The organism is Pseudomonas sp. PGPPP1 (genome assembly GCF_002255865.1).
GTDB classification, from domain to species: domain Bacteria; phylum Pseudomonadota; class Gammaproteobacteria; order Pseudomonadales; family Pseudomonadaceae; genus Aquipseudomonas; species Aquipseudomonas cremoris.
Window position 1 is genome coordinate 19,155 of sequence record NZ_NKIG01000026.1, and the last position, 14,273, is coordinate 33,427.

Here is a 14,273-nt window from a genome sequence, read left to right on the forward strand (position 1 = left end):
TCCTTAAAGCTGGATTCGCGAACCGGTCAGGGTGGGTCGTTGCAAGGCACCGGCGTTGGTGTTGACGCCACGATCAAAGCGCAGCCGCCCGTCCTGCACGCGACAGGTGACGTGATCGCCGAAAGCGGTTTCGACAAAGCGCCAATCCATCAGCAGTTCACCTTCGGTGGACCAGCAGGCCTGGGCGACCACCGGGGTCTGTTCCGGTTGGTATTGGTGGTGCAAGTAGTTGCCGGTGATGCTGGTGATGCTCTCCACCGGCTCCTTGAAACCGGCGCGTACGTGGTGCGTGCCACGGTGGTCCACCAGGGTGAAATCACAATGGTCGCCCTGGAAATCGAAGGCGATTTCGCGCACGCCGTCTTCGTTCGGCTCAATCGCAAAGCGGCCGTGGAACGCGCTGCTGGCGGGTGAGGTTTTCAACCCTTGCAGGGTCGGCAAGTGCAGGTTGTCGAGCAGCGTATCCAGTTGTGCCTGGCTGGCCGGGGCGTCTTTGGCCGTGCGGCCCAATGCTGGGAACAGGTGCTGCCACAGCGCAGCGTGCAGGCGTTTTTCGCCCAGGCGCAGGCCACAGGTGAAGACCATCACCGTGTCCTGGTCCGGCAGCACCATGCACTGCTGGCCGAACACGCCAGAGGCGTAATAGCCGCCGTGTTCGGTCATCCACCATTGGTAGCCATAACCTTCGCGCTGGGCCTCATTGGCCTTGTTCTTGTCGCGCGGCAGGTATTGCTTGCCGTCGAACTCGCCCATCCACACGTCCTCCACCTGGTTGCGCGTGGCATCGGCCACCCACTGCGGCGACAACAACTGGCGCCCCTGCCATTGGCCGTGGTTGAGGTGCAGCACCCCGAATTTCAGCGAGTCTTCGCTGGTGCAGCTCAAGCCATTGCCACCGGAATTGAAACCGCCAGGGGCCAGGTCCCACTCCAGGTGATCAAGCCCCAAGTGATCGAGGACGCGTTCCTGTAACAACGCGTGCATCGTTTGCCCGGTGACCTGGGTGACGATGGCCGACAACATGAAGCTCGACGCGCTGCTGTAGATAAACGACTGGCCCGGCGGCTCATCCACCGGTTCATTGAGAAACGCCTCGACCCAGCTGCTTTGCAGGTTGCGCCAGTCGCCGCCGGAGATGCCACGGGTGTGACCGGTGCGCATGGTCAGCAGGTCCTGCACGGTCATCGCCGCAAGGTTGGCGCTGATCGGTTGCGGGCATAGCTCGGGGAAGAAGCTGACCACCTTGGCCTCCAGGCTCAGGCGACCGTCGTCGATCAACAGGCCGACGGCCGTGGCGGTCCAGCTCTTGGTTGCCGAATGCTGCACGTGCATGCGATGCGCCGCATACGGCTGCCAGTACGCCTCGACCACCACGGCGCCCTGGCGATAGAGCAGGAAACTGTGCAGCTCAAGGCCCATCTCGGCGACGGCCTGGAGGAAGTCGACAACGCCGGCCGGGTCGACGCCGCAGTCGTCGGGCAAGGCTCTGGGCAGCGGGATGTAGGTCATGATGGGTCCTCAATAATGTTTTTATATTTCAAATAATGCAGATAAAGATTTGTTCGCTGCGGCCCAGATGTATTTGAGCCCTCTATAATCCAGACTTTCCGGGTATCCTTGCCTCCCCTGTCACAGGAACGATCGCGCGCCATGTCCCAACTCACCTCGCTGCAGACCAAAGTCGCCGGCCAGATCCTGGCCGCCATCACCAGCGGCGACCTGCAACCCGGCCTGCACCTCAAAGAAGTGGAACTGGCCCAGCGCCTGGGCGTATCGCGCTCGCCCATCCGCAGCGCGCTGGTGTACCTGGCCGAGCGGAAAGCCATCGAACCGCTGCCCCAACAGGGCTATCGCGTACCGCTCGAAGCGGCAGACGGTCGGGTACAGCAGCTCACGCCGTTGCATAACGAAGAGGACGATCTGTACACCCGGTTGATCGACGACCGACTGAACCAGGTACTGCCCGACCAGATTTCCGAAAGCGACCTGCTGCGCCGCTACGGTGTCGGCAAAAGCGTGCTGCGCCGCTGCCTGCTGCGCCTGTCGGATGAAGGCGTGATGCAGCGCAAACACGGCCACGGCTGGCAGTTCCTGCCGACCCTGAACAGCCCGCAAACGCGTTTCGAGAGCTACCGCTTTCGCATGCTGCTGGAACCGGCCGGGCTGCTGGAGCCGACCTTCAAGATCAACCCCGAGCAATTCCGCCGCTGCCGCGAACGCCAGATGGAACTGCTGGAAGGCAAGGTGGATGGCCAACGCTTTATCGAATACAACGCAGAATTCCACGAACTGCTGGCAGCGGCCTCCGGCAATGGCTACATCCTGCAAGCCATCCAGCAACAAAACCGCCTGCGACGACTGACCGAATTCCACACCGTGAACAACCCGGAGCGGGTCAAGGTGTCGTGCTGCGAGCACTTGGCGATCCTGGATGCGCTGGAGCAAGGCGATAACGAATGGGCGTCGACGCTGCTGCATCGACATTTGGATGTGGCGAGCAAGTTGCGGGTGGCGAGGAATAAGGGCTAGGGAAACCTCCACTGTTCTGGAAGACCGAGGTGCGGCCTTCGCGAGCAAGCCCGCTCCCACATTTGGATAGCATTCGGCACACCTAATCGGTCGGCTATAAGGCCGCCGCGCTTTGGCTTTTGATCTGAGTCGCCCCGTTAAACCACGCTGGCCGAACGCAGGCTTGAATCCGTGGGTAACCCGGCAGGACGCCGGGTTAGCCGCGCAGGGCCAAGCAATGGATATGTACTGCGCCCCAAGCATGCGCATTACCAGAGCGCCACGGTATAACCAACAATCACCCGATTCTCATTCATGTCCCGGAAATAGTTGGCCTTGCTCAACCCATTGCGCCAGCGCAACGACACCCCTTTAAGCGCCCCAGACTGAAACACATAACCCAAGTCGATATCCCGCTCCCACTCACGCCCCTCCCCCGCAAACCCCTTCACCTCGGCCTGGTCCCCTTTGGCCCAACGCGTCGAAAACGTCAGCCCCGGCACACCCAGCGCAGCAAAGTCAAAGTCATAACGCGCATGCCACACCCGCTCATTGGTCTGCGAGAAGTTGCTCAACTGGTACTCGGAAAACAGGTAGGTATTGGTCCCGTCCACATAGGTAAACGGCGTCTCCCCATACTGCTCCTGATACCCCCCGCCAACGCTGTGGCCCTTGTAGCTGAACATCGCCCGCGTACTCAGCGCGCGGTTGTCCACCTTGCCCGCCAGGCCCGCGCCGGACTTGTCGGCATCGAAGTAACGGATATCGGTCTTGAGCGTGCCGCCGCCCAGGGCAAAGCTGTTTTTCACGCCCACGAAGTGCTGCTGGTAGATGTCCTCCAATTGCGCAAAGTGGTAGCTCAGGGTCATGCCCGGCGTGAGCTTGTAATCGCCGCCGGCAAAGCGGAAGCGGTCGCTCTTGGCGGTGCTTTTGTAGGCGCCGCTCTGGCTGGTCAGTGCCATGTCTTCGTAATCGGTGGACTCGCGTTGCTTGGTCTGGTCGATCTGCCCGCCGATCAGGGCCAACCCGGTAATGTCCGTGGACGTCATCTGGGTGCCGCGAAAGGTCTGCGGGAACAAGCGGCTGGTGTTGGGCTGCAAGGTAGGCAAATCGGGCAGCAGGTAACCGCTGCGCAACTCGCTCTGGGCAAAGCGCACCTTGCCGGTCACGCCATACTTGGAGTACTCGTCATGGGCGCGCTTGGCATAGCTCGGCTTGCCCGGCGTGGCGTCGTTGTCCCGCGACAACAAGCCAGAACCCGAACGGTCCGGGCTGGAATCGAGTTTCAGGCCGAGCATGCCAACCACGTCCACACCAAAACCCACGGTGCCTTCGGTAAACCCCGACTTGAGGTTGAGGATAAAACCCTGGGCCCATTCCTCGCGCTTGGATTGCCCCGCGTCTTCACGGTAATCGCGGTTGAAGTAGTAGTTCTTCAGGTCCAGATCTGCCTTGCTGTCCTTGATGAAGTCAGCCTGGGCCGGGGCGCACAGCAGGCCCCCGCTCATAAGGCCGACGCCTTTCAAGATCAGGTTGAGATTGTTGTTGTGCATGTTCTTGGCTCCTGGCAGTCGTTTGGGGTGAGTAGGTCTTATTGTTTTTTGGGCACGACATTCCCCTTCGCGCAGGTTCAAAAGCCTGCGCGCCGGGTGAAATCAGGGGATCAGATCGCCGGGCGTATTCGGTAGCCGCCGTCCGGCAATTTCTCCAGCGGGCTGGCGGCGGCCAGCAATTGCCGGGTGTACGGATGCTGTGGGTGATCGAAGATCTGCTCGCGCGTGCCCACTTCCACCACATTGCCCTGGTGCATCACCGCCACCCGATGGGCGATGCGCTCCACCGCTGCCAGGTCATGGGAAATGAACAGGCAGGCAAAGCCGTATTGCATCTGCAAGCGCTCGAACAGTTCGAGGATCTGCTTCTGGATAGTCATGTCCAGGGCCGAGATCGGCTCGTCGGCGATCACCAATTGCGGGTGGCGCACCAGGGCCCGGCCGATGGCCACGCGCTGGCGTTGGCCGCCGGACAGTTGATGGGGAAAGCGCTCGACAAACTGCTCGCCCAGGCCAATGTCCCTGAGGGTTTGTGTCACCCGTTCACGGCGCTCGGCGGCGTTGAGGCCGGGTTCGTGGCGCAGGGGCTCGGCGAGGATTTCGCCGATCTTCATCCGTGGGTTCAGGGACGAATACGGGTCCTGGAATATCATTTGGCATTGCAGGCGATGGGTGCGGTTGGCGGCCTTGAGGATATCCACGCCCTTGAAGCGAATCGCCCCGGCACACGGTTTGATCAGCCCCACCAGCGAGCGCCCGAGGGTGGTCTTGCCCGAGCCACTGCCCCCCACCAGCGCCAGGGTTTCGCCGGGGGCGATCACCAGGCTGGCGGAATGCACCACGCGGTTGAACTGGCGCTTGCCCCAGAACGAGGTCGGCCCGGGATGCTCGATGCACACCTGGTCCACCTCGACCAACGGCCCATTGCTTGCCGGCAGTGGTGCCAGCACGCCGCGACGCGGCAAGGCTTCCAGCAGTTGCCGGGTGTATTCGGCCTTGGGCGCCAGCAGGATGTCTTCGGTAGTGCCCTGTTCCACCGCCTTGCCGTGGCGCATCACTACCACCTTGTGGGCATAGCGGGCGACCAGGGACAGGTCATGGCTGATAAACAGGATGGCGGTGCCCTGCTCGCGGGTCAGTTCGAGCATCAACTCGATCACGTCCAATTGCGCCAGGCAGTCCAGCGCCGTAGTGGGCTCGTCGGCGATCAACAGCGCTGGGCGCAGCAACATTACAGAAGCCAACATGATGCGCTGGCGCATACCGCCGGAGAACTGGTGCGGATAGGACTCCAGGCAACGCTCCGCCGCCTTGATGCCGATGCGGCGCAGCATGGTCAGGCAGCGCTCGCGGATCTGCGGCGGGTCGAGATCGGTGTGCAGCTTGAGCGCTTCGCTCATCTGTTGGCCGATCTTCAACGCAGGGTTGAGCGACACCATGGGCTCCTGGAACACCATGCCGATGCTCGCACCACGAATGCCGCGCAGTTCCTCGGTGCTCACGCTGGCCAGGTCGCGCCCCTGGAAATCCAGGCGCCCGCCACATACTTGCATCGGCAACGGCAGCAAGCCGATGGCGGCGCGGGCGGCCATGGTCTTGCCGCTGCCGGACTCGCCCACCAGCGCCACGATCTCACCCGGCGCGATGCTGAAACTCAAGTCATCCACCGCCAGCGGGCCGTGCTCACCCACACGAATTTTCAGGTGTTCCACGTTCAGCAAAACAGGATTGGCCGACATGCTCACTTCCTCATCCGCGGGTCGAGGCGATCACGCAGTGCATCGCCAAACAGGTTGATCGCCAGTAACGTCAGGCATATAAACAGCCCGGGGAACACACCCAGCCACGGTGCCGAGGCGATGTACGGTCGGCTGCTGGCGAGCATGTTGCCCCAGGTCGCCGCCGGTGGCGGCACGCCAAGGCCGAGGAAACTCAAGGCACTTTCCGACAGCAATGCCCAACCGAACATGCTGGTGGCCAGCACGCACAACGGCGCCAGGCAGTTCGGCGCAATGTGCCGCAGCATGGTGTACAGCTCGGAATTGCCGATCACCCGCGAGGCTTCGATGTACTCCAGCTCGCGCAGGGACAGCACCGTGCCGCGCACTACTCGCACCACTGACGGCGTGTAGGCGATGCCCAGGGCCAGGACAATGCCGTACTTGCTCGCGCCGATAATCGCCATGATGCCCAGCGCCATGAGGATGCCGGGGAATGCCAGCAGCGCATCGTTGAACATCATCAGCACGCGGTCGGTCCAGCCACGCAGGTAACCGGCGAGCATGCCGATCAGGGTGCCTGCCATCACGGCGACGCTGACCGTCAGCAAGCTCACCCACAAACTGGTGCGCGCACCGATCAGCAAACGGCTGAACACATCGCGGCCAAACTCGTCGGTGCCCAGCCAGTGGACGGCCGAGGGCGCCTGGAAGCGCGACAGCAGGTCGATCTTCAGCGGGTCGAACGGCGACCACACCAACCCCATCAACGCCAGGGCAACCAATGCCACCAGCAACCCGCCGCCGATCAAGGCGTTGGCCGGTGCCCAGGCGCGGCGGCGCTTGGCGGGTGCCGGCACGGCAATCGTCGAACTCATAACTTCACCCTTGGATCGAACAGCGGATAGAGCAAATCCACACACAGGTTGACCAGCACGTAGATAAAGGTGATCAGCAGCAGGCAGCCCTGCAGCACCGGGTAGTCGCGGGCGAAAATCGCATCCACCATCAAGCGACCGATGCCTGGCAGGGTGAACACGGTTTCCAGTACGGCAATGCCGCCCAACAGGTTGCCGAGGATCAACCCCACCAAGGTCCAAGTGGGCGCGAAAGCGTTGGGCAAGGCGTGCTTCCACAACACCGCACGCTCCGACAACCCCTTGGCCCTGGCATGGGCGATGTATTCCAGGCGCAGCACTTCGATGGTGCTGGCCCGCGCCATGCGGGTGATCGCGCCGACTTCCACCAACGTCAGGGTGACCACCGGCAGCACCATGTAGCTCATGGCTTGCCACGGTGCCTGGGCAAAACTGACGTAGCCCACCACCGGCAACCAGCCCAGCTGGATGCCGAAAGCGTGCAGCAACAGCAAGCCAAGCCAGAAGCTGGGGATCGACAGCAACAAGGTCGCCACCGACACCAGCCCCAGGTCGAGCGCGCTGTTTTGCTTCCACGCGGCGATCAGGCCGATCGGTACCGCGATCAACGTGGCCAGCAACACCGCCACCAGCACGATGGTCGCGCTGACGCTGAACCGGTCCAGGATCAGCGGCAACACCGCCTGCTTGGTGCTGATGGAGAACCCGAGGTCAAAGCTCAACACGGCCTTGAACCAGATCAGGAACTGGGTCACCAACGAGTGATCCAGGCCCAGGGTGTGACGCATATCGGCCAGGCTTTGCGGGTCGGCCATATCGCCGAGCATCAACAACGCCGGGTCGCCCGGGATCAGCCGGATCAAGGCGAACACCATTACCGAAATCAGCAACAGCGTAGGGATCGCCATCCCGAGTTTTTGCAGGATAAAACGCAACATACTCAGGCCTCGTTACTGTGCCGCGAGGCTGACGCCCCACAACCGTGGCGACGACACCGGCCACGAATGGAAGCCCTTGACGCTGTCGCGCAGCGCTGCGGCGACCGTGCCGTTGTAGATGATCACCATCGGCGTGTCGTGGATCATCATCGTATGCAGCTGGTCGAACAACGCCTGGCGCTTGGCCGTGTCGCTCTCACGCACCGCCTCGCGCAGCACCGCCTGGGCCTGGGGGTTGTCCCAGACTTTGCGCGGTTCCTTGGTCTTGTCGCCCATCAGCGAATCGAAGCTGGTGGCCGGGTCCAGGCGCGACGAATAAGAGAACGCCATCATCTGGTAGTTGCCGCTTTGGTAACGCTCGAGCTGGGTGCCCCACTCCAGGGTTTCCATCTGGATATTCAAGCCGCTGGCCACTGCCATTGCCTGGCTGAGCAGGCCCATGTCGAACATCTGCGAGTAGCGTTTGTTGACGATCATCTTGATCGGCTGGCCGTTGTAGCCGGCCTCTTTCAACAGGCGCTGGGCTTGCTGCGGGTCGTAGTGGTAACCCTGCTTGGCGGTGGCGCTGTAGAACGGGCTGGTTTGCGGGATCGCCGAGTTGTTCGGCTCGGAGGTGCCGTTGGACAGCGCGGTGACCATCTGCCCGTAGTCGAGGGATGCAGCAATGGCCTGGCGGATGCGCACATCCTTGAGCAGCGGGTCGTTGGTCTGGAACAACAAACCACAGATGGCCATGATCGGGCTGAAGGAAATCTGCACGCCCGGCCGGGCCTTCAGTTCTTCGGCATCGCTGGCGCTGACGTTGGGCAGCAGGTCGATGTTGTTGGACATCAAGGCCGCCTTGGCCGATGACGGGTCCGGGATCACCATGAAGCGCAAGTCATCCACCAGCGCCTGCTTCTTGCCGGTGAAGCCGTCCGGCCCTGCCTCGTCACGTGGGCTGTAGTCCTTGAAGCGTGACAGCACGACATATTGGCCGGGCTTCCATTCGGTAAGGCTGAACGGGCCGGTGCCGATGGGCGCCTTCCAACTGCCGTCCGCCGCCAGCGAGTCGCGATGCAGGATGCCGCTGCCGCCGCAATCGGGGCGTGCCATCGAGGCCAGGAACAGGCCGCTCGGCTGGTCGAGGTGGAAGATCACGGTGAGCGGGTCCGGGGTGTCGATACCGGTGATCTTCGCCCCGCCACGGCCATCGAACTCAGCCAGGCAACGCCATTGGGTCTTGGGATTCAAGTAGCGCTCCCAGGTCCATTTCACGTCCTCGGCGGTCAGGGTTGCGCCGTTCTGGAAGTGCACGCCTTCACGCAGCTTGAAGGTGTAAGTCATGCCGTCATCGGAGTGTTGCACTTCACGGGCCAGCAACGGGCCGACGGAGGCGTCTTCGCGGTGGGCCACCAGGCCTTCGACGATGTGCAGCATCACGGTGTCGGTGTTTTCGTCGCGGTTGACGCCAGGTTCTGTGCTGCGGATATCGGCGTTCAAGCCCACGCGCAAAGTGGTCTGGGCCTGCGCAAGGCCGGCGCCGAGCGCGAGGGTGGCGCACAGCGTTCCATTGAGTAAGCGATTCACGGGAGACGTTCTCCTTCGCTGCAAAGACCGGCCTGGGGCAGGAGCCGGCTTCAAGCCTGTATTAGGTCGTTGTTGTTATGGCCTGACAGGAGCCAGGGCCGCGGATGATTTTTGTTTTTTTAAATTCGCCGGGACATATTCACAGCAAGCACATTGCTTGTAAATGTTTTTTTATGCATATAAAAACATTGATAGCTAAAACTCAGGCAAAAAAAAGAGGCCGAAGCCTCTTCCTCTGCAACCACCGCCACTTAATGCAGCGCAGCCCGCGTGATCAGGTAGCTCACCAATTGCGGGTCGTCGTCCAGCTCCAGGCTCTGCACCGGGCGCGGCAAGTTATCCAGCACGGTGCGCCAGAACGCCTGGGACACTTCATCCTGGTCATAGAAACGCACCAGCCAATTGGCCTCGCCGCTGCACAGCACCTGGCTGGCAATGGCACGGCCGATGCCTTTGCGGCGGTAGCGTTTGAGGATGAACAGGTCAGCCAGCTCCAGGGCGTCGATGCCCGGCAACTCGCTGCCTTCGATCAACAGGAAGCCGGCGATATAACCATCCACCAGCAGCAGGTTGGCGCTCCACTGTGGGTCTTCCCAGTAACGCACCAGGTGCTCGTCGTGGATGTAAAAACGCCCATCGGCCTCGACATCTTCCTGCTCCCAGTCCGACGACTCGTAGGCGTAATACTGATAGAGATTGCGGATCAGCTCGGCATCATCAGGGCCGGTCTGGATCAATTCGACGGTGGTTTCAGGCATGGGACTCTCGGTGAAAAAACGCAGGGCGCCATTGTTCACAAAACCCCTGCGCAGGCCAATACATTGTCTAACCTTTCTGTTTGCTGAACCGATTGCGGATTTGCGCTGGCCTGTCAAATTCTCTGAAACATTTAGAATAAACTCTACCCAAATTGTAGTGAGCGGGCTTGCCCGCGCTGGGGGGCGTAGCCGCCCTAAACCAAACACCTCGGTCTTTCTGAAACACTGCGGCGCCCTATTTGGGGCGGCTTCGCCACCCCGCGCGGGACAAGCCCGCTCACTACAAATCGATTTTTACTTTTGAGGGCACGTATTTTGACCAACGTCTGTTCCGCCGGCCTGGATGTGGGTTTTGCCTCCCTGGACTACCTGCAGATCTTCATCCTGGGCGTGATCCAGGGCATCACCGAACTGTTGCCGGTGTCGTCCACCGCCCACATGCGTGTGGTGCCTGCTCTGCTTGGCTGGCAAGACCCCGGCTCGGCGTTTTCGGCGGCCATGCAGTTGGCGGCGCTGGCAGCGGTGGTCAGTTACTTTTGGCGCGACGTACGCCAGGTGACCACCGGCAGCATCGGTGCAGTGCGCCGGGGCGACTACAACGACCGCTGGTTCAAGCTGGCGGTGGCGATCGTGCTGGCAACCATCCCCATCGGTATTGCCGGCCTCGCGTTGTCCTCGACCCTGAACGCATGCAACTCGCCGCTGCGTGGGCTGATGGTGATCGGCATTTCCTGCGTGGTCATGGCGGTGTTGTTGGCGGTGGCTGAAGTACGCGCGCGCCATACGCGGGAAGTGAGTGAAATGCGCCTGCGCGATGCGTTGATCGTGGGCATTGCGCAGATTGGTGCGCTGATTCCGGGCATTTCGCGCTCCGGCTCGACCCTGACCGCCGCGCTGTTCCTCAACTTCAAGCGTGAGGAAGCGGCGCGCTTTTCCTTCCTGCTGGGCCTGCCGGCGATTGCCCTCGCCGGCTTGAAAGAGCTGTGGGTGCTGCTGCACGCCGACATGCCCGCCCACGCTTGGCCGCATTTGTTGTTTGGGTTGGTGGTGGCGAGCATCTCGGCATTTTTTGCGATATGGGGATTGATGAAGTTTCTGGAGCGGTTTTCGACTTGGCCGTTTGTGATCTACCGGGCGTTGTTGGGGGTGTTCCTGATTGTGGCGGTGAGTACCGGTTTGCTGAGCTGACGCAAAATTCGATGTGGAAAGATCCAATGTGGGAGCGGGCTTGCCCGCGATAGCAGTGTGTCAGGCAATGCATTTCTGGCTGATACACCGCTATCGCAGGCAAGCCAGCTCCCACATTTGAAGTGTGTTGACTATAAATCTGTTGTTCGCTCGGCCAGCTCTTCAAGCAGGTCCGCCGAGGGCACGAAGAACAACCCCCCGGTCACTGCCGTGCTGAAGTCCAGCAAGCGATCATAGTTGCCCACCGGCCGGCCGACGAACATGTTCTCCAGCATCAACTCCAACGGCTGCGGCGAACGCGCGTAACCGATGAAATAGGTGCCGAACTCCCCCGCACCCGGTCGGCCGAAGGGCATGTTGTCGCGCAGGATCTTCACTTCTTCGCCGTTCTCATCCGTGATCACAGTGAGCGCGCTGTGGGAATTGCTCGGCTTGGTCTCATCGTCCAGCTCGATATCCGACAACTTGGTACGCCCGATCACTTTTTCCTGGGCTTCCACCGTCAGGCCGTTCCAGGCCGTCATGTTGTGCAAGTATTTCTGCACCAGCACATAGCTGCCACCTCGGAATTCGAGGTCTTCATCACCGACGATGGTGAAGCCCTCGGCCTTGCGCCCCACCGGGTTCTCGGTGCCGTCGACAAAGCCGATGATGCTGCGCATGTCGAAGTAGCGGAACCCCTGGACCTCATCCACCACCTTGACGCTGTCGCCCAGCGCCGCCATCAATTGGGTGGCCAGTTCAAAGCACAGGTCCATCTGTTCGGCGCGGATATGCAGCAGGATATCCCCAGGTGTCGACACGGCTTTGCGCCCTTGCACACCGAACTCGCGAAACGGGTGCAGCGCCGCCGGACGCGGTGCGCCGAATAGCCGATCCCAGGCGTCCGAGCCAAACCCGCAAACACACGTGAGGTTGCCTGCCGGCACGCGCTTGCCCACCGAGCGCACTAGCCCGGCGATATCGGCGCACCAGCCACGCACAGTGTCCTCAGTGCCGGGAGCGAGGGTGGCGACCATGAAAATCGCGCTGCTGGTGATCGGGTGGCATACGGACTGCGGTTCGAGAGGCGGCTCAACAGAGGATGGGGTCATGGTGAACGTCCAGGCTAATGGCAAGATTTAACCCGCGCAGATTAGCAGATCATTTCTGACAATTTCGCCACACCTCGCGAATCAACGCCTGCAGTTGTAGCGCCTCGGCCCAGCGATCACTGAGCTCGCGCCCGTCTGCGCCGGTGATCGCGTAAGGCGGCGGGCCCAGTTCGCAGGTGAAGGACAGGCTGTGCGAGGTGTGCGGGCGAGCCAGCCAGTCTTCGATCCCGTAGCGCCACCACTCGGTAAACCGCTGTACCCAGGCTTGATGCTGGGGAAAACCCAGCGCGACCTGTACCTGCTCGCTACTGGCCACGCGGCCGTGAAAGCCCCAGCTGTGGCGCAGGATCGTGCGGATCTGCTCGTCGTCTTCAGCGACGCCAGGCTCGGGCAATTCGCGCCCGACCACGTAGTGAGACAGGTCGGCCAGCAGTTTCAAATCCGGCATTTGCGCCAGCAGGTCGAGGGTGAACAACAGGTCGTTGGTCAGTCGATATCGATGGGTTTCCAGCAGCACCGGAAAGTCCACCTGCTCGGCCAACCGCTGCCAGCCTTCTACCAACCGCGCGGCCTCGGCTTGAGTACGCGGGCGCACATCGGCCTGCAAGGTGAGGTGGTGGCAACCATACCGGCTGATCACATCCAGCGCGGCAGCCAGGTCGTCAACCGATTGCGGAAACAACTGGCCTTCGATCTGCAAGCCCCGGGCGGTGGCGGCGGCATGCAGGTGAGCGACCTCGGCGGGCTTCCAATAATGGTCGGTGATGCCGTCGAAGCCGGCGGCTTTGATACGGTCAAGCTGAGCCTCCAACGGACCGGGCTCGGTTTGCATGGCCCACAGGGATTGGAACACTAGGAATTGGCGCATATCAGCCTCGCAGCAGGTGTTTGAGGGACAGTTCAGGGTCGGCCAGGCCGGTCGGATTCAACGGGATACGCGCAGCGATCAAGCGTTCACACAGCTTGATGTCCTTGGCCACGCTGTTGCCGGGCGCCCAGCCGCAGGCACCTTGCAAATGCTGCTCGGCGTCGAGGTAGAACAGCAGCAGACCGCCGCCGGGCAGTGCACGGGTGACCACGGAGGGGCTCATCACACCTACGGTCAGCAAGCCCCAGTGATACTGGTCGGACCAGAAACCGGGAAGCGCTTCGAACGGAGTCTCACGCCCCAGCAAGTTCAACGCGGCGTGCCGCCCCTGGGCTTCGGCATTGCGCCAAGTCTCTTGGCGTTGAAAGAGCCCGCCCAGGCGGAACTCGCACACATCGCCTGCCGCATAGATATTCGGGGCGCTGGTGCGCAGATAGTCGTCGACGCGAATGCCCTGCCCCACTTCTAGCCCAGCCGCCGTGGCCAGTTCGATATTGGGCTGCATGCCGATGCCCACCACCACCAGGTCGCAGGGCAGTAATTGCCCATCCACCAATTGCACGCTGTCGGCCTGAATGGATTCCAGGGCCACATTCAATCGCACGTCCACACCTTGTTCGCGATGCAATTCCAACAGCGCCTGGGAGATAACCGGCGGCAGCACACGGCCCGCCAGCCGTGGCCCGGCTTCCAGCACCGTGACCTCACAGCCCAGGCCACGTGCGGTCGCCGCTACTTCCAGGCCGATAAAACCGCCACCGACCACCACCAGCCGCGTGCCGGGGTTCAGCACACTGCGCAGGGCCAGCGCTTCATCGTGGGTGCGCAGGTACAGCACGTTGGCCTGCACCTGGGGCAAACGCCGCGCCCGCCCGCCAGTGGCCAGCAGCAAGCCAGCGTAGGGCAGCCATTGGCCGTCGGCCAGTTGCAGACGGTGTTGCTGGGGTTGCAATTGAGTAACGGGGTTACCGGCGATATGTTCGATGCCCAGTTCGGCCAGCCGGTCGCTGTCGCACAGGCTGCAGCCGGCCAGGTCCGTCGTGCCTTGCAACAGCCCTTTGGACAGCGGGGGCCGCTCATAGGGCAGGTGCGGCTCGTCGCCGATCAGGATCAGGCGCCCGGTGTAGCCTTCTTCGCGCAGGGTCAGCGCTGCACGGCCGCCGGCATGCCCGGCGCCCACGATGATCAGGGGTGCGTTCAT

12 protein-coding genes are annotated in these 14,273 nt (G+C 62.0%); 2 read left to right on the forward strand and 10 right to left on the reverse strand.

The window, feature by feature from the left end:
* Positions 1-3 precede the first annotated feature (3 nt).
* Positions 4-1,509: a serine hydrolase domain-containing protein gene (locus CFE47_RS23955; RefSeq protein WP_286840870.1), complete on the reverse strand. Its 1,506-nt coding sequence runs from the start codon at positions 1,507-1,509 to the stop codon at positions 4-6.
* 141 nt (positions 1,510-1,650) lie between these two features.
* On the opposite strand from CFE47_RS23955, the gene CFE47_RS23960 reads away from it, so the two are divergent.
* Complete coding sequence (locus CFE47_RS23960) at positions 1,651-2,529, forward strand: FCD domain-containing protein (RefSeq protein ID WP_286840871.1); 879 nt, start codon at positions 1,651-1,653, stop codon at positions 2,527-2,529.
* A gap of 248 nt (positions 2,530-2,777) precedes the next feature.
* Here CFE47_RS23960 and CFE47_RS23965 read toward each other — a convergent pair whose 3' ends face one another.
* The 6 genes from CFE47_RS23965 to CFE47_RS23990 form a co-directional block, all read right to left on the reverse strand.
* Entirely contained in the window at positions 2,778-4,016 is a 1,239-nt protein-coding gene (locus tag CFE47_RS23965) for an OprD family porin (protein WP_502695504.1), read from the reverse strand.
* Between the two features lie 155 nt (positions 4,017-4,171).
* Positions 4,172-5,800 (reverse strand): ABC transporter ATP-binding protein, encoded by a 1,629-nt coding sequence (locus CFE47_RS23970; RefSeq protein WP_286840875.1) that lies wholly within the window; start codon positions 5,798-5,800, stop codon positions 4,172-4,174.
* 2 nt (positions 5,801-5,802) lie between these two features.
* Positions 5,803-6,657 (reverse strand): ABC transporter permease, encoded by an 855-nt coding sequence (locus CFE47_RS23975; RefSeq protein ID WP_185710697.1) that lies wholly within the window; start codon positions 6,655-6,657, stop codon positions 5,803-5,805.
* Positions 6,654-7,595, reverse strand: coding sequence for an ABC transporter permease (locus tag CFE47_RS23980; protein WP_286840877.1), 942 nt, complete (start codon positions 7,593-7,595; stop codon positions 6,654-6,656). The genes CFE47_RS23975 and CFE47_RS23980 overlap by 4 nt, the downstream gene beginning before the upstream one ends.
* Positions 7,596-7,607: 12 nt before the next feature.
* Positions 7,608-9,140: an ABC transporter substrate-binding protein gene (locus CFE47_RS23985; RefSeq protein ID WP_502695505.1), complete on the reverse strand. Its 1,533-nt coding sequence runs from the start codon at positions 9,138-9,140 to the stop codon at positions 7,608-7,610.
* A 275-nt stretch (positions 9,141-9,415) separates the two neighbouring features.
* A complete protein-coding gene (locus tag CFE47_RS23990) occupies positions 9,416-9,922 on the reverse strand; it encodes a GNAT family N-acetyltransferase (protein ID WP_185710694.1) in 507 nt (168 codons plus the stop codon).
* Positions 9,923-10,237: 315 nt separating this feature from the next.
* Between CFE47_RS23990 and CFE47_RS23995 the strand changes: the two genes are divergently transcribed.
* On the forward strand, positions 10,238-11,110 hold the full coding sequence (locus CFE47_RS23995) for an undecaprenyl-diphosphate phosphatase (protein ID WP_286840882.1): 873 nt from the start codon (positions 10,238-10,240) through the stop codon (positions 11,108-11,110).
* A 131-nt stretch (positions 11,111-11,241) separates the two neighbouring features.
* On the opposite strand, the gene CFE47_RS24000 is transcribed toward CFE47_RS23995, so the two are convergent.
* From CFE47_RS24000 to CFE47_RS24010, 3 genes are read right to left on the reverse strand one after another with little or no spacing between them, the layout of a single operon-like run.
* Positions 11,242-12,204: a Dyp-type peroxidase gene (locus CFE47_RS24000; protein ID WP_286840883.1), complete on the reverse strand. Its 963-nt coding sequence runs from the start codon at positions 12,202-12,204 to the stop codon at positions 11,242-11,244.
* 49 nt (positions 12,205-12,253) lie between these two features.
* Positions 12,254-13,072: a sugar phosphate isomerase/epimerase family protein gene (locus CFE47_RS24005; RefSeq protein ID WP_286840885.1), complete on the reverse strand. Its 819-nt coding sequence runs from the start codon at positions 13,070-13,072 to the stop codon at positions 12,254-12,256.
* 1 nt (position 13,073) lies between these two features.
* Entirely contained in the window at positions 13,074-14,273 is a 1,200-nt protein-coding gene (locus CFE47_RS24010; RefSeq protein ID WP_286840887.1) for an NAD(P)/FAD-dependent oxidoreductase, read from the reverse strand.

What these genes read in the sequence shown, in the direction of transcription:
- CFE47_RS23955 (WP_286840870.1), bottom strand. Translation starts at nt 1,509, where the DNA reads ATGACCTACATCCCGCTGCCCAGAGCCTTGCCCGACGACTGCGGCGTC.
- CFE47_RS23960 (WP_286840871.1), top strand. Translation starts at nt 1,651, where the DNA reads ATGTCCCAACTCACCTCGCTGCAGACCAAAGTCGCCGGCCAGATCCTG.
- CFE47_RS23965 (WP_502695504.1), bottom strand. Translation starts at nt 4,016, where the DNA reads ATGAGCGGGGGCCTGCTGTGCGCCCCGGCCCAGGCTGACTTCATCAAG.
- CFE47_RS23970 (WP_286840875.1), bottom strand. Translation starts at nt 5,800, where the DNA reads ATGTCGGCCAATCCTGTTTTGCTGAACGTGGAACACCTGAAAATTCGT.
- CFE47_RS23975 (WP_185710697.1), bottom strand. Translation starts at nt 6,657, where the DNA reads ATGAGTTCGACGATTGCCGTGCCGGCACCCGCCAAGCGCCGCCGCGCC.
- CFE47_RS23980 (WP_286840877.1), bottom strand. Translation starts at nt 7,595, where the DNA reads ATGTTGCGTTTTATCCTGCAAAAACTCGGGATGGCGATCCCTACGCTG.
- CFE47_RS23990 (WP_185710694.1), bottom strand. Translation starts at nt 9,922, where the DNA reads ATGCCTGAAACCACCGTCGAATTGATCCAGACCGGCCCTGATGATGCC.
- CFE47_RS24000 (WP_286840883.1), bottom strand. Translation starts at nt 12,204, where the DNA reads ATGACCCCATCCTCTGTTGAGCCGCCTCTCGAACCGCAGTCCGTATGC.
- CFE47_RS24005 (WP_286840885.1), bottom strand. Translation starts at nt 13,072, where the DNA reads ATGCGCCAATTCCTAGTGTTCCAATCCCTGTGGGCCATGCAAACCGAG.
- CFE47_RS24010 (WP_286840887.1), bottom strand. Translation starts at nt 14,273, where the DNA reads ATGAACGCACCCCTGATCATCGTGGGCGCCGGGCATGCCGGCGGCCGT.